Origin of the sequence: Streptomyces crystallinus (assembly GCF_039521265.1) — a bacterium.
GTDB classification, from domain to species: domain Bacteria; phylum Actinomycetota; class Actinomycetes; order Streptomycetales; family Streptomycetaceae; genus Streptomyces; species Streptomyces crystallinus.
Map to the genome: position 1 here is coordinate 122509 of NZ_BAAACA010000015.1, position 16496 is coordinate 139004.

General features: G+C 72.9%; 19 protein-coding genes. 12 read left to right on the plus strand and 7 right to left on the minus strand.

The window, feature by feature from the left end:
• Positions 1-136 precede the first annotated feature (136 nt).
• The 3 genes from ABD236_RS15950 (at position 137) to ABD236_RS15960 (ending at position 3282) form a co-directional block, all read left to right on the plus strand.
• The gene (locus ABD236_RS15950; RefSeq protein ID WP_344074351.1) at positions 137-1735 is read left to right on the plus strand and encodes an ABC-F family ATP-binding cassette domain-containing protein; all 1599 of its coding nucleotides are present in this window, start codon (positions 137-139) and stop codon (positions 1733-1735) included.
• A 347-nt stretch (positions 1736-2082) separates the two neighbouring features.
• Positions 2083-2304, plus strand: a complete 222-nt coding sequence (locus ABD236_RS15955; RefSeq protein WP_067157635.1) for a helix-turn-helix domain-containing protein — start codon at positions 2083-2085, stop codon at positions 2302-2304.
• 186 nt (positions 2305-2490) lie between these two features.
• Positions 2491-3282, plus strand: a complete 792-nt coding sequence (locus ABD236_RS15960) for an enoyl-CoA hydratase/isomerase family protein (protein ID WP_344074352.1) — start codon at positions 2491-2493, stop codon at positions 3280-3282.
• 208 nt (positions 3283-3490) lie between these two features.
• Here the strand turns inward: ABD236_RS15960 and ABD236_RS15965 are convergent, their stop codons facing one another.
• The gene (locus ABD236_RS15965; protein WP_344074353.1) at positions 3491-4105 is read right to left on the minus strand and encodes a nucleopolyhedrovirus P10 family protein; all 615 of its coding nucleotides are present in this window, start codon (positions 4103-4105) and stop codon (positions 3491-3493) included.
• A 93-nt stretch (positions 4106-4198) separates the two neighbouring features.
• Here ABD236_RS15965 and ABD236_RS15970 point away from each other — a divergent pair, with 93 nt between their 5' ends.
• The 5 genes from ABD236_RS15970 to amaP are packed head-to-tail and all read left to right on the plus strand — an operon-like array spanning position 4199 to position 6667.
• On the plus strand, positions 4199-4699 hold the full coding sequence (locus tag ABD236_RS15970) for an Asp23/Gls24 family envelope stress response protein (RefSeq protein WP_344074354.1): 501 nt from the start codon (positions 4199-4201) through the stop codon (positions 4697-4699).
• Positions 4700-4751: 52 nt separating this feature from the next.
• The gene (locus tag ABD236_RS15975; protein WP_190093630.1) at positions 4752-4943 is read left to right on the plus strand and encodes a hypothetical protein; all 192 of its coding nucleotides are present in this window, start codon (positions 4752-4754) and stop codon (positions 4941-4943) included.
• 9 nt (positions 4944-4952) lie between these two features.
• The gene (locus tag ABD236_RS15980) at positions 4953-5372 is read left to right on the plus strand and encodes a hypothetical protein (RefSeq protein ID WP_344074355.1); all 420 of its coding nucleotides are present in this window, start codon (positions 4953-4955) and stop codon (positions 5370-5372) included.
• Entirely contained in the window at positions 5369-6085 is a 717-nt protein-coding gene (locus ABD236_RS15985) for a DUF6286 domain-containing protein (RefSeq protein ID WP_425543878.1), read from the plus strand. Before ABD236_RS15980 ends, ABD236_RS15985 begins: the two co-directional genes overlap by 4 nt.
• A gap of 3 nt (positions 6086-6088) precedes the next feature.
• Positions 6089-6667, plus strand: a complete 579-nt coding sequence (gene amaP / locus ABD236_RS15990; RefSeq protein ID WP_344074356.1) for an alkaline shock response membrane anchor protein AmaP — start codon at positions 6089-6091, stop codon at positions 6665-6667.
• Between the two features lie 68 nt (positions 6668-6735).
• On the opposite strand, the gene ABD236_RS15995 is transcribed toward amaP, so the two are convergent.
• The 6 genes from ABD236_RS15995 to ABD236_RS16020 all read right to left on the minus strand — a co-directional run bounded on the left by ABD236_RS15995 (position 6736) and on the right by ABD236_RS16020 (position 12148).
• Complete coding sequence (locus ABD236_RS15995) at positions 6736-7491, minus strand: SDR family oxidoreductase (RefSeq protein ID WP_344074357.1); 756 nt, start codon at positions 7489-7491, stop codon at positions 6736-6738.
• A 4-nt stretch (positions 7492-7495) separates the two neighbouring features.
• Positions 7496-9277, minus strand: a complete 1782-nt coding sequence (locus tag ABD236_RS16000; RefSeq protein WP_344074358.1) for a glycoside hydrolase family 15 protein — start codon at positions 9275-9277, stop codon at positions 7496-7498.
• 81 nt (positions 9278-9358) lie between these two features.
• Positions 9359-10150: an SURF1 family cytochrome oxidase biogenesis protein gene (locus tag ABD236_RS16005; protein ID WP_344074359.1), complete on the minus strand. Its 792-nt coding sequence runs from the start codon at positions 10148-10150 to the stop codon at positions 9359-9361.
• Positions 10151-10207: 57 nt separating this feature from the next.
• The gene (locus tag ABD236_RS16010; RefSeq protein ID WP_266991763.1) at positions 10208-10441 is read right to left on the minus strand and encodes a hypothetical protein; all 234 of its coding nucleotides are present in this window, start codon (positions 10439-10441) and stop codon (positions 10208-10210) included.
• A 53-nt stretch (positions 10442-10494) separates the two neighbouring features.
• Positions 10495-11478, minus strand: a complete 984-nt coding sequence (locus ABD236_RS16015; protein WP_344074360.1) for a DEDDh family exonuclease — start codon at positions 11476-11478, stop codon at positions 10495-10497.
• A gap of 46 nt (positions 11479-11524) precedes the next feature.
• Positions 11525-12148: a TetR/AcrR family transcriptional regulator gene (locus ABD236_RS16020; RefSeq protein ID WP_344074361.1), complete on the minus strand. Its 624-nt coding sequence runs from the start codon at positions 12146-12148 to the stop codon at positions 11525-11527.
• A gap of 122 nt (positions 12149-12270) precedes the next feature.
• Here ABD236_RS16020 and ABD236_RS16025 point away from each other — a divergent pair, with 122 nt between their 5' ends.
• From ABD236_RS16025 to ABD236_RS16040, 4 genes are read left to right on the plus strand one after another with little or no spacing between them, the layout of a single operon-like run.
• Entirely contained in the window at positions 12271-13068 is a 798-nt protein-coding gene (locus tag ABD236_RS16025) for an acetoacetate decarboxylase family protein (protein WP_344074362.1), read from the plus strand.
• Positions 13068-13952 carry an SDR family NAD(P)-dependent oxidoreductase gene (locus tag ABD236_RS16030; RefSeq protein ID WP_344074363.1) on the plus strand — a complete coding sequence of 295 codons (885 nt, stop codon included), beginning with the start codon at positions 13068-13070 and terminating at the stop codon, positions 13950-13952. The genes ABD236_RS16025 and ABD236_RS16030 overlap by 1 nt, the downstream gene beginning before the upstream one ends.
• A gap of 9 nt (positions 13953-13961) precedes the next feature.
• Positions 13962-15269 (plus strand): amidohydrolase family protein, encoded by a 1308-nt coding sequence (locus ABD236_RS16035; RefSeq protein WP_344074364.1) that lies wholly within the window; start codon positions 13962-13964, stop codon positions 15267-15269.
• On the plus strand, positions 15266-16495 hold the full coding sequence (locus ABD236_RS16040) for an amidohydrolase family protein (protein WP_344074365.1): 1230 nt from the start codon (positions 15266-15268) through the stop codon (positions 16493-16495). The genes ABD236_RS16035 and ABD236_RS16040 overlap by 4 nt, the downstream gene beginning before the upstream one ends.
• Position 16496: the final 1 nt, after the last annotated feature.

The following is a 16496-nucleotide window of genomic DNA, read 5'->3' on the forward strand; positions in this document are numbered from 1 at the left end:
GGGATCACCGCACGTAAAAGCAGTTGCACACCCCCGCTAGAATTGGCCCATGGCAATTCTCCTTGTGCATTAGACGGCGTCGACGCTCCTTCGACCTCCGTCCACCCCGCCGTCCACACCGCCCTGGAGTATTTCCGTGATCACCGCCACCGGCATCGAGCTGCGCGCCGGCGCCCGCATCCTCATCGAGAACGCGTCCTTCCGTATCGCCAAGGGCGACCGCATCGGCCTCGTCGGGCGCAACGGAGCCGGTAAGACCACCCTCACCAAGTGCCTGGCCGGCGAGGGCATCCCGGCCGCCGGCACCATCACCCGCTCCGGCGAGGTCGGCTATCTGCCGCAGGACCCCCGGACCGGCGACCTCGACGTCCTCGCGCGCGACCGCGTGCTCTCCGCGCGCGGCCTCGACGAGGTGCTGCGCAAGATGCGCGAGAACGAGGAGCGCATGGCGAACGGCAAGGGCGCCACGCGTGAGAAGGCGATGAAGAAGTACGAGCGCCTGGAGACGGAGTTCCTCACCCGCGGCGGGTACGCCGCCGAGGCCGAGGCCGCCACCATCGCCGCCGCGCTCGGCCTGCCCGACCGGGTGCTCGGCCAGCCGCTGCACACCCTCTCCGGCGGTCAGCGCCGCCGTGTTGAGCTTGCCCGCATCCTGTTCTCGGACGCCGACACCCTGCTCCTCGACGAGCCCACCAACCACCTCGACGCCGACTCGATCGTCTGGCTGCGCGACTACCTCAAGACCTACCGCGGCGGCTTCATCGTGATCTCCCACGATGTGGACCTGGTCGAGACGGTCGTCAACAAGGTGTTCTACCTGGACGCCAACCGCTCCCAGATCGACGTCTACAACATGGGCTGGAAGCTCTACCAGCAGCAGCGCGAGGCCGACGAGAAGCGCCGCAAGCGCGAGCGCCAGAACGCCGAGAAGAAGGCCGCCGCCCTCAACTCGCAGGCCGACAAGATGCGCGCCAAGGCGACCAAGACGGTGGCCGCGCAGAACATGGCCAAGCGCGCCGAGCGGCTGCTCTCGGGCCTCGAGGCCGTGCGCGTCTCCGACAAGGTCGCCAAGCTGCGCTTCCCGGACCCGGCGCCCTGCGGCAAGACCCCGCTGACCGCCGAGGGCCTGTCCAAGTCGTACGGCTCGCTGGAGATCTTCACCGACGTCGACCTGGCCATCGACAAGGGCTCCCGGGTCGTCATCCTCGGCCTCAACGGCGCCGGCAAGACCACCCTGCTGCGGCTGCTCGCGGGCGCCGAGCAGGCGGACACCGGCGAGGTCACTCCCGGTCACGGCCTCAAGCTCGGCTACTACGCCCAGGAGCACGAGACGCTCGACCCGGACCGCACGGTCCTGGAGAACATGCGCTCCTCGGCGCCGGACCTGGACCTGGTCGAGGTCCGCAAGACGCTGGGCTCGTTCCTGTTCTCCGGCGACGACGTGGACAAGCCCGCGGGCGTGCTCTCCGGCGGTGAGAAGACCCGGCTGGCGCTGGCCACGCTGGTGGTCTCGTCCGCCAACGTGCTGCTGCTCGACGAGCCGACCAACAACCTCGACCCGGCCAGCCGCGAGGAGATCCTGGGCGCGCTGCGCACGTACAAGGGCGCGGTCGTTCTAGTGACGCACGACGAGGGCGCGGTCGAGGCTCTACAGCCCGAGCGCATCATTCTGCTGCCCGACGGGGTCGAGGACCTGTGGGGTCCGGACTACGCGGATCTGGTCGCCCTGGCGTGACGCTGGGCGACTGATCCACTCCATATGGATCATTCGGCTTACGCGTGATCCTCAATCTGAGTGAGTGCGTCTCGTACCCCGGCGTGTCATGCACGGGATCAAGATCCGGTGGGTACGGGACGGGCTGATTCCGGAGTGTGACCCCGAGCACACCTCTGACCAGCGGGTTCTTGCCACGCTGGAATCCGGGGTGGTTCCGCGGCCGTGCGGAATTTTTGATTCCGGCCCCGTCTCGCCCCGCCCTGCGCCGAAACCCGCTTGCACCGACCTTGCCGAATGGGTGGCCAGGAAGCCCGGGAGGGGTGATCATGAGAAGTCCAGAGCGCACTTCCCATGAGGAGGCACGGGTGGCCGAGACTCTGAAGAAGGGCAGCCGGGTGACCGGCGCCGCGCGCGACAAGCTCGCGGCAGACCTGAAGAAGAAGTACGACTCCGGTGCGAGCATCCGGGCGTTGGCCGAAGAGACCGGCCGCTCCTACGGATTCGTCCACCGGATGCTCAGCGAGTCCGGGGTGGTACTGCGCGGACGCGGCGGAGCGACACGCGGCAAGAAGACCGCCTCGGCCTGACCGGGCCGGGCGGGTCCAGGGGCCCGGCGTCTCGCGGCCCCAGCTCTTCCGGGCCCGGTTTCTCCGGGTCCGGGCCCATGGGTCCATGGCTCCGTCGGATCGGGTTGCCACCCGGTCGGCCGCACGGTCGGCCGGGTGGTTACTGTGCAGTCACTTACGTGACCGTACCCGACCCGGAGGCGCCCCATGGCTTCGCCCGACCTCGTACTCGACAAGGACGGCGTCCGGCTCACCGTCGACGACGCAGTCGCCACGGTGACCCTGACCAATCCGGACAAGCGCAACGCCCAGTCTCCCGCTCTGTGGCGGGCGTTGGCGGCCGCTGGTCAGGAGCTGCCCGGCACCGTCCGGGTCGTCGTACTGCGGGGAGAGGGCAAGTCCTTCTCCGCGGGCCTCGACCGTCAGGCCTTCACTCCCGAGGGCTTCGACGGCGAGCCGTCCTTCATCGACCTCGCGCGCGGCTCCGACGCGGAGCTGGACGGGGTCATCGCCGAGTACCAGGAGGCGTTCACCTGGTGGCGCCGCAACGACATCGTGTCGGTCGCGGCGGTCCAGGGGCATGCGATCGGGGCGGGCTTCCAGCTCGCCCTCGCCTGTGACCTGCGCGTCGTCGCGGACGACGTGCAGTTCGCCATGCGCGAGACCAGCCTGGGCCTGGTGCCGGACCTCACGGGCACCCACCCCCTGGTGAGCCTGGTGGGCTATGCCCGCGCCCTGGAGATCTGTGTGACCGGCCGCTTCGTCGGAGCGGACGAGTCCGAGCGGATCGGGCTCGCGAACCTGGCGGTTCCGGCGGCTGAACTCGACGCGGCCGTACGGGACTTGGCGGCTGCCATTGTCGCGGCGCCGCGGGATGCGGTGATCGAGACGAAGGCGTTGCTGCGGGGGGTTTCGGGGCGGTCGTACGAGGAGCAGCGGGTGGCTGAGCGGGGGGCGCAGGGGCGGCGTCTGCGCGATCTGGCCGGCCTGTCGGATTGAGCCCCTCCCCGCCCCTTCCCTAAACCCTCCGGGGGCGGGCCCGTTTGTCTGCGGGCCGGTGGCCTCTTCTCGCGCAGTTCCCCGCGCCCCTAAAAGCCTGTGGCTGAGCTGGGTTCTCCGGCTGCGGCCGACCCCCTAGGGGCGCGGGGAACTGCGCGACCAGCCACCCACGGTCCGCAGGCGAAGGGTTCCGCCGGCCGGGGAGAAGTCACGCCAGCCACGTCACCAGCACCGGCGTGGCGCCCCCCACCACCCCCCGAACCTTCCGTACCACCGGCACCGCCCGGAACCCCGCCCCCACCGCCACCTCCACACACCGCGCCCCGACCCCCAGCTCCGCCGTCACCCACGCCACCCCGGGCACCGCCAGGAGCGCCGCCGGGGGATCGGGGTGTACCCCGGGTGGAGGAGTGGGGGGAGCCGGGTCCGCGGGGTCGTCCAGGAGGGACGTCACGTGGATGTCGACGACGGACACGCGCAGCCCCGGACGCGCCGCCGACGCCGCCAGCACCGCCTCCCGTACCTCTTGCGTGCGCGGACGGTCCCGCCCCCACACCGCCACCTCCACCACCGCCCGCAGCTCCCCGGGCGGCAGTCCGCTCGGCGGTGGCGGGACCGCCGGGGGCCCGGCCGTCGCCGGGTCCGCGAGCGAGAGGCGCAGGGACGTCACGGCCAGGCCCGGGACGGGCGCGCAGGCGGCCCGCAGCACCGCCCCCGCCGCCCGTTCCGTCACCCACGCGCCGTCGGCCGCCTCCCCGATCGGCAGCAGTCTGCCCAGGGCCAGATGGCGGCGTACCTCCGTGCTCCACACGTCAGGCGTCATTGCTCCACCCTGCCGCATCCCCGGCGCGAGAAGGGGCAACCGCGCTTAGTGTGGGCAGCTGAGGGGAGGGGGAAGTCGAAAGGGATGAACGCCATGAGCGACACCGCGGAACGCAGCCGCCCCGAACCGACCGGCCCGGGCGGCAAGGACATGTCCGAAGGCGGGACCAGGAAGAACCCGGCCGGCCGGCGCGGCGGCGGTGACCCCGGCACGCGCGGCCGGACCACCATCGCCGACGGCGTGGTGGAGAAGATCGCCGGACTGGCGGCCCGCGAGGTCGTCGGTGTGCACGCGATGGGCAGCGGTCTGTCGCGTACGTTCGGCGCGGTCCGCGACCGGGTACCCGGCGGCAACAGGGCCGCCGTGGCGCGCGGGGTGAAGGCCGAGGTCGGCGAGGTCCAGACGGCCCTCGACATCGAGATCGTCGTCGACTACGGCGTGTCGATCTCCGATGTGGCCCGTGCCGTACGAGAGAACGTGATCGCGGCCGTGGAGCGCATGACGGGCCTCGAGGTCGTCGAGGTCAACATCGCCGTGAGCGACGTCAAGCTGCCGGACGAGGAAGAGGAGGAGCTGGAGCCCCGGCTCCAGTGAGGCACCCGGTGCGGCCCCGGCCCCCGAATGAGGAGCGACTGAGGAGCTCAGGATGAGCATGGCGGTGATCGGCATGGTGGCCGGCATGGCGCTCGGCTTCGCCGGATACTTCGGCGGGTTCGGGGCGTTCCTGCTGGTCGCGGCGCTCGGCGCGATCGGATTCGTGGTGGGCAGGTTCCTGGAGGGCGATCTCGAACCCGGTGACTTCTTCCGTCCCCGCGACCGCGGCGACCGGCGGCGGTGACGCGGGCCCATGACGGTGTCGTCGACGGCGTCGCCGGGTGAGGCCCGGCCCGGCCCCAACGAGGCCGTCCCGGCCGGACACGCCGCGCCGCACCGCATCGCGCCCGCCGAGCGCGGCGCGACCCGGATCGCCGACCGGGTCGTGGCGAAGATCGCCGCGCAGGCGGCGCGCGAGGCGCTGGGCGCGCCCCCCGAGGGCGGCACCGCGCCCCACGCGGCGGTCACGGTCCACCAGGAGGTGGCCCGGGTGCGGGTCAGCCTGGAGCTCGGCTACCCCTCCGATCTCGGCGCCCAGTGCGGCGCCGTGCGTCGGCGCGTGACCGAGCGGGTAAGGGCGTTGGCGGGCATGGAGGTGCCCGAGGTGGCGGTGCAGATCGAGCGTCTGCACGCGGCCCACACCGGTACGGCGGACCGGGGGAGGATCACATGAGCGAGAGCGACGAGCCGGGCCAGGGCGAGCCCGGCGGCGAGGGCGGCACGCGCCCGCTGCCCGTCGTCATGGAGAAGGGGGCGGGCGCCGACTCCGACGGCGGGCTCGACCAGTCGCAGTCGTCCGCCGCCTATGACCCCGTACCGGTCCTCGCCGAGGACGAGGGCGGCCGGGCCGGGCGCTTCTGGGCGGTGCGGCGGGTGCCCGCCGCGCTGGTCGCGCTCGTCGTCCTGGCCCTGTGCGGGCCGCTGTTGTACGACATCGCCGCCGTACGGGCGGACCGCCCCGCGATGCGCTGGCGCCGCAGGCTCGCCGACTGGCTGTCCCGGCACGCCGTGGACGACGTGGTGGTGCTCACCGGCGCGGGCGTCGCGGTGGCCCTCGGCATCTGGCTGGTGGTGCTGGCGGTGACGCCGGGGCTGCGGGAGGTGCTGCCGATGCGGCGCGCCTCGGCCGCGGTGTGCGCGGGGCTGGACCGCTCGGCCGCCGCGCTGGTGCTGCGGGACCGGGCGATGGAGGTCCCCGGTGTGCAGTCGGTGCGGGTCAGGATGGGCCGCGCCAAGGTCGCCGTCCGGGCCGTCTCGCACTTCCGTGAGCTCGACGACGTACGGGCCGATCTGGACGCCGCGCTCGGCGCGGGCATCAAGGAGCTCGGGCTCGCCGGACAGCCCGGGCTCTCCGTGTACGTGGGCCGAGCCGCCAGGAAGAGGTGACCCATGCTCAGGACGGTGAACCGGGTGCTGACCGGCCTCGCCGGGCTGGTCCTGATCGCGGTGGGCGGCGCGGTCCTCGCGGCCGGGGCGGGCCTGTCGGTCCCGTCGTGGTGGCCGTGGACGGACACCGGTGACGTCCTGCTGTCCCGGGCCCGCCGGGAGCGCTGGCACGACCACGGCTGGTGGTGGCCCACGGTCATCGCGGCACTCGCCGTGCTCGTCCTGCTCGCCCTGTGGTGGCTGCTGGCCCAGTTCCGCCGGGCGCGGCTCGCCGAGGTCCTGGTGGACTCGGGCGACGGCGAGGGCGCGCTGCTGCGCGGCCGGGCCCTGGAGACGGTCCTGGCGGGCGAGGCGGAGGCACTGCCGGGCGTGGCCCGCGCCCAGGCGGCCCTGCACGGCCGCCGCACCACGCCGGCGGTTCGCGTGAGCCTCGCCCTGGAGCCCCACGCGTCCCCCGCCGAGGCCCTGGCCCTCCTCACCACCCAGGCGCTGGCCCACGCCCGCGACTCGGCGGGCCTGGCGGCCCTCCCGGCCGAGGCCCGGCTGCACGGGGTCAAGCACCGGGCCCGGCGGGTGAGTTGACGCCTCCAGACCCAGGTGCCGGACCCAGGTGCCGGGGCCCCGGCGCCAGATCCGGCGGAACCGAGGTCTCAGAACCCGTGCCGCGCCCCGCCGTCCACCGGCAGCATCAGGCCCGTCAGATAGGACGCGGCGGGGGAGAGCAGGAAGGCGGCCGTGCGGCCGAACTCCTCGGGGGTGCCGTAGCGGCGCAGGGGGATCTGGGACTCGTTGGCCGTACGGGCGGCCTCCGCGTCGCCGGAGAGGGCGTCGAGCTGGCGTACCCGGTCGGTGTCGATACGGGAGGGCAGCAGGCCGACCACCCGGATGCCGCGCGGGCCCAGTTCGTCCGCCAGGGACTTGGCGAAGCCCGCCAGGCCCGGGCGCAGGCCGTTGGAGACGGTCAGGCCGGGGATGGGCTCGTGGACCGAGCCGGACAGGACGAAGCCGATCACACCGCCCTCGTCCAGCTCCTCCGCCGCCGTGCGCGCCATCCGTACCGCCCCCAGGAACACCGACTCGAACGCCGCACGCCACTGCTCGTCGGTGTTGTCGGCGACGAAGCCCGGCGGCGGGCCGCCCACGCTGATCAGCACCCCGTCGAAGCGGCCGAACCGCTCGCGGGCGGTGGCGATCAGCCGGGCGGCCGAGGCGGGGTCGGCGTTGTCGACGGCCACGCCCAGCGCGTTCGGGCCCAGCTCTCCGGCCGCCTCGGCCAGCGCCTTCTCGTCGCGGCCGCTGAGCACGGTCTTCGCGCCGTCCTCGGTGAGCGCCCGCGCCGAGGCGAGGCCGAGCCCGCGGGAGGCACCGGTGACGACGTAGACGCGGTCCTTCAGTCCAAGATCCATGCGCCTATCCTGCCTCCAGCCCCATCGCCGCCGCCACCAGCCCGATGTGGCTGAAGGCCTGCGGGAAGTTGCCCAGCTGCCGGCCGGCCACCGGGTCGTACTCCTCGGCGAGCAGACCGACGTCGTTGCGCAGCGCCAGGAGCCGGTCGAACAGCTCCCGCGCCTCCTTCTCCCGGCCGGTCAGCCGCAGCGCGTCGGCCAGCCAGAACGAGCAGACCAGGAAGGTCCCCTCGTCGCCGGGCAGCCCGTCCACCGTGGGGCCCTCGGTGGTGTAGCGGCGTACGAAGCCGTCGTGGCCCAGCTCGGCGCGGACCGCGTCCACCGTCCCGATCACCCGCGGGTCGTCGCCCGGCAGGAACCCGACCCGGGGGATCAGCAGCGTCGCCGCGTCCAGCTCCGCGGAGCCGTACGACTGGGTGAAGGTGTTGCGCCGGGGGTCGAACCCCTTCTCGCACACCTCGCGGTGCACCTCGTCCCGCATCCGCCGCCAGCGCTCCGCGTCGCCGCGCCGGGACGGGTCGCTCTCCAGGGCCCGCACCGTGCGGTCGGCGGCGACCCACGCCATCACCTTGGAGTGCACGAAGTGGCGGCGCTCCCCGCGCACCTCCCACAGGCCCTCGTCGGGCTCGCGCCAGCGGGACTCCAGGAAGCCGAGCAGGCTGAGCTCCACGTTCCAGGTGTGCCGCTTGGCGGCCATGCCCGCGGTACGGGCCGAGTGGAGGGAGTCGATGACCTCCCCGTACACGTCGAGCTGGAGCTGTTTGACGGCGGCGTTGCCGATCCGGACCGGGGCGGAGTCCAAGTGGCCGGTCAGCCAGGGCAGTTCGACCTCCGGCAGCCGCCGCTCGCCGCCGAGGCCGTACATGATCTGGAGGTCGGCCGGGTCGCCCGCGACCGCGCGCAGCAGCCAGTCGCGCCAGGCCGCCGCCTCGTCGAGGTAGCCGGCCGAGACCAGCGCGTCCAGGGTCAGCGTCGAGTCGCGCAGCCAGCAGTAGCGGTAGTCCCAGTTGCGCACGCCCCCGATCTCCTCCGGGAGCGAGGTGGTGGGGGCGGCCACGATGCCGCCGGTCGGGGCGTAGGTGAGCGCCTTGAGGGTGATGAGGGAGCGGACGACGGCGTCCCGGTAGGGGCCGGTGCACTGGCACTTGCCGGCCCACTCGCGCCAGTCCGCCAGGCTCTCCTCCAGCGCCTGGTACGGGTCGATTATCGACGGCCTCGGCTCGTGCGAGGGGTGCCAGGTCATCACCATCGCGACCTTCTCGCCGGCGCCGACGGTGAACGAGGAGCGGGTGCTGAGCTGCTGGCCCCAGGTCTTGACGGCCGGGTCGGTGCGCAGCCAGACCGAGTCGGGGCCGGCCACCGCGACCCGGTGGCCGTCGGCGCGGCGCACCCAGGGCACCACCCGGCCGTAGTCGAAGCGCAGCCGCAGCACGGAGCTCATCTCGACGCTCCCGCTGACGCCCTCGACGATCCGTACGACGTCGGGCGCCCTGTCGCGCTGGGGCATGAAGTCCAGGAGGCGGACGGTGCCGGTGCGGGTCTCCCAGACCGACTCCAGGACGAGCGACTCGTCGAGGTAGGCGCGGCGCGTGCAGTCCCCGGCGCCCACCGGGGCGATCCGCCAGTGGCCGTTGTCGTCGTCGCCGAGCAGCGCCGCGAAACAGGCCGCGGAGTCGAAGCGGGGCAGGCAGAGCCAGTCGATGGAGCCGTCCCGGCCGACGAGGGCGGCGGTCTGGAGGTCGCCGATGAGGGCGTAGTCCTCGATGCGTTGGATACGTCGCGTCACGCTCTGGCGTGTTCCCGCCCGGCGGAATTGTCAATCAGGTGAGTACGTCCACCGAGCCGGACGGCACGGGCCGAGGGCCGGTCAGGCCGTCGCCGGCGCGGGCTGCGCGGTCTCATCCTTCGCGGCCGCCTCGGCCCGGTCCCGCTTCTCGCGGCGGACCAGGATCACCCAGCCGACCGGCACCGCGGCGGTGAACAGCCACCACTGGACGGCGTACGCCATGTGCGGGCCGATCGAGGAGTGGTCCGGGGCGGGGATCAGCTCGGGGGAGTTGTCGGCGGACTCGGGCGCGGTCTGCTCGATGTAGCCGCCCAGGACCGGGCGGCCGAGCGCCTTCTGCTGCTGGGCGCTGCTGATCAGCATCACCTGGCGCGGCGGCAGTCCCTTGACGTCCTTGATCCCGCTGGCCGCGGTCGTCTGGTCGGCCATCAGCCGCCCGGTGACGGTGACCTCGCCCCTGGGCGGGGCCGGGATCTTCGGGAACTCGGTCTGGCTGCCGTTGTCCGCCACCCAGCCGCGGTTGATCAGCACGGTCGGGCCGCTGTCGAGGACGAAGGGGGTGAGGACGTGGTAGCCGACCCGGCCGTCGGCGGCGGTCCGGCGGCGCACCACGACCTCGTGCGCGGTGTCGTACGTACCGGTGGCGGTGACCCGGCGCCAGTACTGGGCGTGCGGGACGGTGTGGCCGGGGGAGGTGAGCTCGGTCACCGGGACCGGCTTCGCCTTCAGGTTGTCCGCGATGACGCCGTTCTGCGCCACCCGGTGCTGGTGGCGGTGCAGCTGCCAGAAGCCCAGCTCGATCATCGTGGGGACGAGGACGAGGGCGAGGAGGGTGACGAGCACCCACTGCCGGGACAACAGGAAGCGATACACCCCATGACGGTACAACCGCGTCATGGGGTGGTCTCAGGGGGGTCGGGGTAGGTGGGGTCAGACCTTGTCGACGATGCCCACCTGGCCCTCCGCTCGGGCGCAGTGCCCGCCGCAGTACCAGTGCCCCTCGACCTCGACGCCCTGGCCGATGATCTGGACCCGGCAGTGTTCGCAGATGGGCGCCATGCGGTGGATGGCGCAGGAGAAGCAGTCGAAGACGTGCACCGCGCCCTGCGCGTGCACCTCGAAGGACATCCCGTAGTCGTTTCCGCAGACCTCGCAACGTGCCATGCGCCACAGGGTGGGGCGCGCCGCGCCGTAACGGCGGGCGGCACGCCATGCGGTCACCCGTCTGCCGCAGCCACGTCCCGCAGCAGCTGGGTGAAGGCCGCCTCGTCGACGACCGGGGTGCCGAACGACTTCGCCTTCACCGTCTTGGAGGTCGCCGAGTCCGGGTCGTTGGTCACCAGCAGGCTGGTCAGCCGGGAGACGCTGGTCGCCACGTGCAGCCCGGCCTCGACCGCGCGGTCCTCCAGGAGCTCGCGGTCGATGGAGGTGTCACCGGAGAACGCCACCCTCATGCCCTGCTTGAGTGGTTTGTCCGCTTCATAACGCCCGGGGTTGGGGTACGGGCACGCCGGGCGCTTGCGCGCCGGCCGCCAGCTGGAGCTCCGTCCGTACGACGATCCGGTGGCCTGGTAGCCGATGCGGGGGGCGGCCGGGCCGTCCGACCACTCGGTGAGCGGGCGGCATTCGAGCAGCGGCAGCCGCGCCCCGACCCGCGCCGCCGTGTGCAGGCTCGGGCGGAACGCCTCGGCGAGCACGCGCGCGTCGTCGAGGGCGTGGTGCGCGCGCTGCTGCACCACGCCGAAGTGCGCGGCCAGCGACTCCAGCTTGTGGTTGGGCAGCGGCAGGGCGAGCTCCTTGGACAGCGCGATGGTGCACAGCCGTTGGCGCACCGGGGCCGCGCTCTTCGCCCGGGCGTACTCCCTGGCGATCATCTGCCAGTCGAAGATCGCGTTGTGCGCGACCAGCACCCGGCCGTCCAGGCGCTCGGCGAACTCCCCGGCGATGTCCGGGAAGAGCGGCGCGTCCGCGAGGACGTCGGTGGTCAGTCCGTGGATCCACACCGGGCCGGGGTCGCGCTCCGGGTTCACCAGCGTGTACCAGTGGTCCTCGACGTTGCCCTGGGCGTCCAGGCGGTAGACGGCAGCAGAGACTATCCGGTCGTCGCGGGCGAGGCCGGTGGTCTCCACGTCGACGACCGCGTACCCCTTCGGGTAGGCGGCCGGCCACGTCGCTGCTGCTGTCGTACGGTCGTCGAGCATGGTCACAGAGAATACGGGGCCCCACTGACAGCGCGACCGGCGCCCGTCAACGCGGCTGTGCCAGCAGCCCGTCCACCAGGGCCCGCACCGACGCGGCGAACAGCCGCTCCGGGTCCGGCGGGCGCGCCAGCGCGCGGGCGAGCGCCGGGTCGTGCTCGGCGGGCGCGGTGTGCCAGAGCTCGTCCTCGCCGGGGTGCTGGGCGGGGGCGCGCTCGCGGTAGCGCTCCACCAGGACGTGGCCGACGACCTGGAACTGGACGGCCCGCACCACCCGCGCGGCGGCCGCCCCGCGCAGCCCGGCCCGGTGGACCTCGTGGACCAGGGCCTGCTGGGCGGGCAGGAACATCCGCTCGGTCAGGCCGCGTTCGTGGACCATCGCGATCAGGTGCGGGCGCCGGCGCAGCTCCCGGCGCAGCGCCGTGGCCACCGAGACGATCCGGGCGGCCGGGGTGCGCCCGTGCGGCCGGATCTCGCCGAGCTCGCGCACGGTCCGCTCGACGAGCGCGTCGAGCAGCGACTCGCGGTTGCCGACGTGCCAGTAGATCGAGGTGACCGCGGTGCCGAGCTCCGCGGCCAGCTTGCGCATCGTCAGGGCGGCCGGGCCGTGCTGTCTGACCAGGGCCCCGGCGGCTTCCAGGACCTCCTCGCGGCTCAGCGACGTACGCGTCACGGCCCACCTCCTCCCCACTCCCGTTCCCGCACGGGTCTTTACCCCTCATCGGCCTCGGTGTAACTGTGTTACAGACCCGGGGGACCGCACCGCTAGGCACGACCCAGGAAGGGTGGAACGCCATGGCACGCGTACGGTACGGCGCACGGACCGAGGACGAGATCCGGGCCGCGCGCACCGCGAGCTCCCGCCTCCCCGACATCTGGTCCACCGGTGTGGTGGCCGTCTGGGAGAGCGACCCCGACGCGGTGGCGGCGGTGCTGCCGCCGCCGCTCAAGCCCGCCGGGGATTCACTCGTACGGGCCAACATCAGCCGGGTGGACCTGCCCGGTTATCCGCTCGGCGCGGGCTCGGTGGCGGTCTCCGCCGTGCACGACGGACTGAGCGGCTGGTATCCGCTGGTGATGCCGATGACCCAGGAGCGGGCGCTGATCGGCGGGCGCGAGGTGTTCGGCGAGCCGAAGAAGCTCGGCGAGGTCACCGTCGAACGCGACGGCCTGGTCGTGCGGGCCTCGCTGGCCCGGCACGGCATCGCCTTCGTCGAGGTGCGCGGCGCGGTCGACAGCGTGCTGCCGCTGCCCGAGCCCACCGAGAAGGTCGACTTCTACTTCAAGTTCCTGCCCGCCGTGGACGGCGAGGGCTTCGACGCGGACCCGGTCCTCGTGCACTGCGTACGCAACGAGAAGGTCCGCAGGCTGGAGCGGATCACCGGCGACGTGGTGCTGCGCGAGTCCATGTACGACCCGGTCGCGGACCTGCCGGTGCGCCGCCTCGTGGAGATCACGATCGGCGAGAAGACCACCGACCAGCGGGGCCGGGTGGCCGAACGGGTCAGCGCGCGCGACCTGTTGCCGTACATCCACCAGCGCTACGACGACCCCCAGCAGATCCTCGACGGACCGCCGGCCGGGAGCGTGTGATGCGGCTCACCGAGGGGCAGGTCGCCGTCGTCACCGGCGCGGCGAGCGGGATCGGGCTCGCGATGGCCCGCCGGTTCGCGGCCGAGGGGCTGAAGGTGGTCCTCGCGGACGTCGAGGAGGCGGCCCTGGAGAAGGCGGCGCAGGAGCTGCGCGAGGACGGGGCAAGGGTCCACGCGCGCGTGGTCGACGTCTCCGAGCGGGCGTCGGTACGGGAGCTCGCGGACGCGGCGTACGACACGTTCGGGGCCGTCCACGTGCTGTGCAACAACGCGGGCGTCGGCTCGGGCGCCGAGGGCCGGATGTGGGAGCACGAGGTCAACGACTGGCAGTGGGCCTTCGCCGTCAACGTGTGGGGCGTCTTCCACGGCATCCAGGCCTTCGTGCCCCGGATGATCGCGTCCGGCGAGCCGGGCCACGTCGTCAACACCTCCTCCGCCGACGGCGGGATCGCGCCCCTGCCCACCGCCTCCGTGTACGCGGTCACCAAGGCGGCCGTGGTCACCATGACCGAGTCGCTCTACGCGCACCTGAAGGCGGAGCACGCGCGCGTGGGCGCCTCCGTGCTCTTCCCCGGCCCGCACATGCTGCGCACCGGCCTGTGGGAGTCGCACCGCAACCGTCCGGCCCGGTACGCCAAGGAGCGCCCGCGCAAGGCGCCCTACCGCAGCCTCGACCAGTGGGAGGCGGCGATGCGGGCGGCCGGGCACGAGATCGAGTTCACCCCGGTCGAGGAGGTCGCCCAGGCGGTCGTCGACGGCATCCGGGCCGACCGCTTCTGGATGCTCCCGCCGAGCGAGCACAGCGACGGCCAGATCAGGGCGAGGTCGGCCTCGATGCTGGACCGGGCCAACCCGTCGTACCTGGAGAGCTTCATCCTGGATTGAGGGACAGCCATGCCGCAGCAGCACAGCACCCCAGAGAGCGAGCACCACGACCCGTACCTGATCATCTCCTCCGACTGCCACGCCGGGCTGCCCACCGAGCGGTACCGGCCCTATCTCGACGCACGCTTCCACCGGGACTTCGACGGCTTCCTCGACGGGCGCGAGCGCCGCCGCGAGGAGATGACCCGGCTCGGCGTGCGCAACGAGGCCTTCGCGGACCAGTGGTTCGCCGACAACGAGGAGGGCCTCAAGGGCGGCTGGGACGCCGCCCGCCGCCTCAAGGAGCTCGACGGCGACGGCGTGGCCGCCGAGGTCGTCTTCCCCGACGCGGACGCCGTGGACAGCCGCACCGCCGCGCCCTTCGGGGTCGGCCTCGGCCTCTCCGGCGACCAGGACCCCGAGCTCGGCATGGCGGGCGCCCAGGCGCACAACCGCTGGCTCGCCGAGTTCGTCGGGCAGAACCCCGACCGCCATCGCGGGGTCGCCCTGCTGCCGGTCACCGGCGACGTCGACCGGGTGGTCGCCGAGATCCACCGGGCCAAGGAGTCCGGGCTCGGGGCGCTGATGATCCCCTCGATGTGGGTGGACAAGGCCCCGTACCACGACCGCCGTTACGACCCCGTGTGGGCGGCGGCCGCCGAGACCGCGATGCCGGTCGTCACCCACTCGGGGGCCGCGCCCCGCCAGGAGTACGGCGACCACCTGGGCATCTACGTCAGCGAGGTCACCTGGTGGCCGGCCCGGCCGCTGTGGTTCCTGCTCTGGTCCGGGGTCTTCGAACGCCATCCCGGGCTGCGCTTCGGGGTCGCCGAGTCGGGCTGCTGGTGGCTGCCGAACCTGCTGTGGTTCATGGACCGGCTGTACCTGGGCGCGCACGGAGGCAAGAAGCTCTCGCCGTTCGCCGAGCTGAAGCGGCCGCCCAGCGAGTACCTGGACCGCCAGATCTTCGTCTGCGCCACCAACACCAAGCGCCGCGAACTGGCCCAGCGCTACGAGATCGGCGTCGACAACATCCTCTGGGGCTCCGACTTCCCGCACCCCGAGGGCACCTGGCCGCACACCCGGGAGTGGCTGCGCAAGACCTTCCACGACATCCCCGTCGCCGAGACGCGCCGGATGCTGGGGCTCGCGGCGGCGGAGGTCTTCGGTTTCGACACCGCGAAACTGGCCCCGCTGGCCCGGCGCATCGGCCCGACCCCGGCCGAACTCGGCCAGAGCGAGGACCAGTCGGCCGTCGAGGCGTCCTGGGCCCGCTCGCGCGAGGTGGGACGGCACTGGCTGACCGACCACGACTTCCCCGTCCTGGGGGTGTCATGAGCGCCGACCGGTACACGGTGATCTCGGCGGACTGCCACGCGGGCGCCGACCTGCTCGACTACAAGCCGTATCTGGAGAAGCGCCACCACGACGACTTCGACGCCTGGGCCGCCACCTACGTCAACCCGCACGAGGACCTGCTCGCCGACACCGCCGACCGCAACTGGAACTCCGAGCGGCGGGTGGCCGAGCTGGAGGCGGACGGGATCGTCGCGGAGGTGGTGTTCCCCAACACCATCCCGCCGTTCTTCCCCTCCGCCTCCCTGATGGCGCCGACGCCGACCCGGGAGGAGCTGGAGCGGCGCTGGGCCGGGCTGCGGGCGCACAACCGCTGGCTGGCCGACTTCTGCGCGCTGGTGCCGGGCCGCCGGGCGGGCGTCGCGCAGATCCTGCTGAACGACGTCGACGCGGCGGTGGCGGAGATCCACCGGACCAGGGAGGCGGGCCTGACCGGCGGCATCCTGCTCCCGGGCACCCCGCCCGGCTCGGGCGTCCCCGAGCTGTACTCGGCGGTCTACGACCCGATCTGGGCGGCCTGCGCCGACTTGGACGTCACCGTCAACCACCACGGCGGCTCCGCGTCGCCGCCGCTGGGCGAGGAGCCGGCCGCGCGGGCCGTCTTCATGGTGGAGACGACGTGGTTCTCGCACCGGGCGCTGTGGCACCTGATCTTCGGCGGCGCGTTCCGCCGCCACCCGTCGCTGCGGCTCGTCCTCACCGAGCAGGGATCGGGCTGGATCCCCGGCGTGATCGAGATGCTCGACTACTACCACGAGCGCCTGGTGTCGGCGGCGACCCGGGCGGCCACGGCGGAGTCCAAGTTCGGCGCGGGGCTGGCCGAGTCGATGGGCAAGGGCCCCAGCCGGGTCTGGCGCGAGAACTGCTATGTGGGCGCCAGCTTCATGCGCCCCCACGAGGTGCCGCTGCGCGACCGGATCGGCCTCGACAAGATCATGTGGGGCAGCGACTACCCGCACGACGAGGGCACCACCCCGTACTCCCGCGAGGGCCTGCGCATCGCGTACGCCGGGCTGCCACGGGAGGAGGTCGCGCGGATGGTGGGCGGCAACGCGGCCCGCGTCTACGGCTTCGACCTGCCCGCCCTCGACGCGGTCGCGGCGAAGGTGGGACCGACGGTCGAGGAGATCGCCGAGCCGCTGAAGGAGATCCCCGCCGACGCGACCAGCCCGGCGTTCGCCCGGGGCGGGTCGGTACGGGTGTGGTGAG

Bases quoted from the DNA above. Each gene is read 5' to 3' on its own strand.
- ABD236_RS15960 (WP_344074352.1), top strand. From the start codon at position 2,491: ATGGCTTCGCCCGACCTCGTACTCGACAAGGACGGCGTCCGGCTCACC.
- ABD236_RS15965 (WP_344074353.1), bottom strand. From the start codon at position 4,105: ATGACGCCTGACGTGTGGAGCACGGAGGTACGCCGCCATCTGGCCCTG.
- ABD236_RS15970 (WP_344074354.1), top strand. From the start codon at position 4,199: ATGAGCGACACCGCGGAACGCAGCCGCCCCGAACCGACCGGCCCGGGC.
- ABD236_RS15975 (WP_190093630.1), top strand. From the start codon at position 4,752: ATGAGCATGGCGGTGATCGGCATGGTGGCCGGCATGGCGCTCGGCTTC.
- ABD236_RS15980 (WP_344074355.1), top strand. From the start codon at position 4,953: ATGACGGTGTCGTCGACGGCGTCGCCGGGTGAGGCCCGGCCCGGCCCC.
- ABD236_RS15985 (WP_425543878.1), top strand. From the start codon at position 5,369: ATGAGCGAGAGCGACGAGCCGGGCCAGGGCGAGCCCGGCGGCGAGGGC.
- amaP (WP_344074356.1), top strand. From the start codon at position 6,089: ATGCTCAGGACGGTGAACCGGGTGCTGACCGGCCTCGCCGGGCTGGTC.
- ABD236_RS15995 (WP_344074357.1), bottom strand. From the start codon at position 7,491: ATGGATCTTGGACTGAAGGACCGCGTCTACGTCGTCACCGGTGCCTCC.
- ABD236_RS16010 (WP_266991763.1), bottom strand. From the start codon at position 10,441: ATGGCACGTTGCGAGGTCTGCGGAAACGACTACGGGATGTCCTTCGAG.
- ABD236_RS16015 (WP_344074360.1), bottom strand. From the start codon at position 11,478: ATGCTCGACGACCGTACGACAGCAGCAGCGACGTGGCCGGCCGCCTAC.
- ABD236_RS16025 (WP_344074362.1), top strand. From the start codon at position 12,271: ATGGCACGCGTACGGTACGGCGCACGGACCGAGGACGAGATCCGGGCC.
- ABD236_RS16030 (WP_344074363.1), top strand. From the start codon at position 13,068: ATGCGGCTCACCGAGGGGCAGGTCGCCGTCGTCACCGGCGCGGCGAGC.
- ABD236_RS16035 (WP_344074364.1), top strand. From the start codon at position 13,962: ATGCCGCAGCAGCACAGCACCCCAGAGAGCGAGCACCACGACCCGTAC.
- ABD236_RS16040 (WP_344074365.1), top strand. From the start codon at position 15,266: ATGAGCGCCGACCGGTACACGGTGATCTCGGCGGACTGCCACGCGGGC.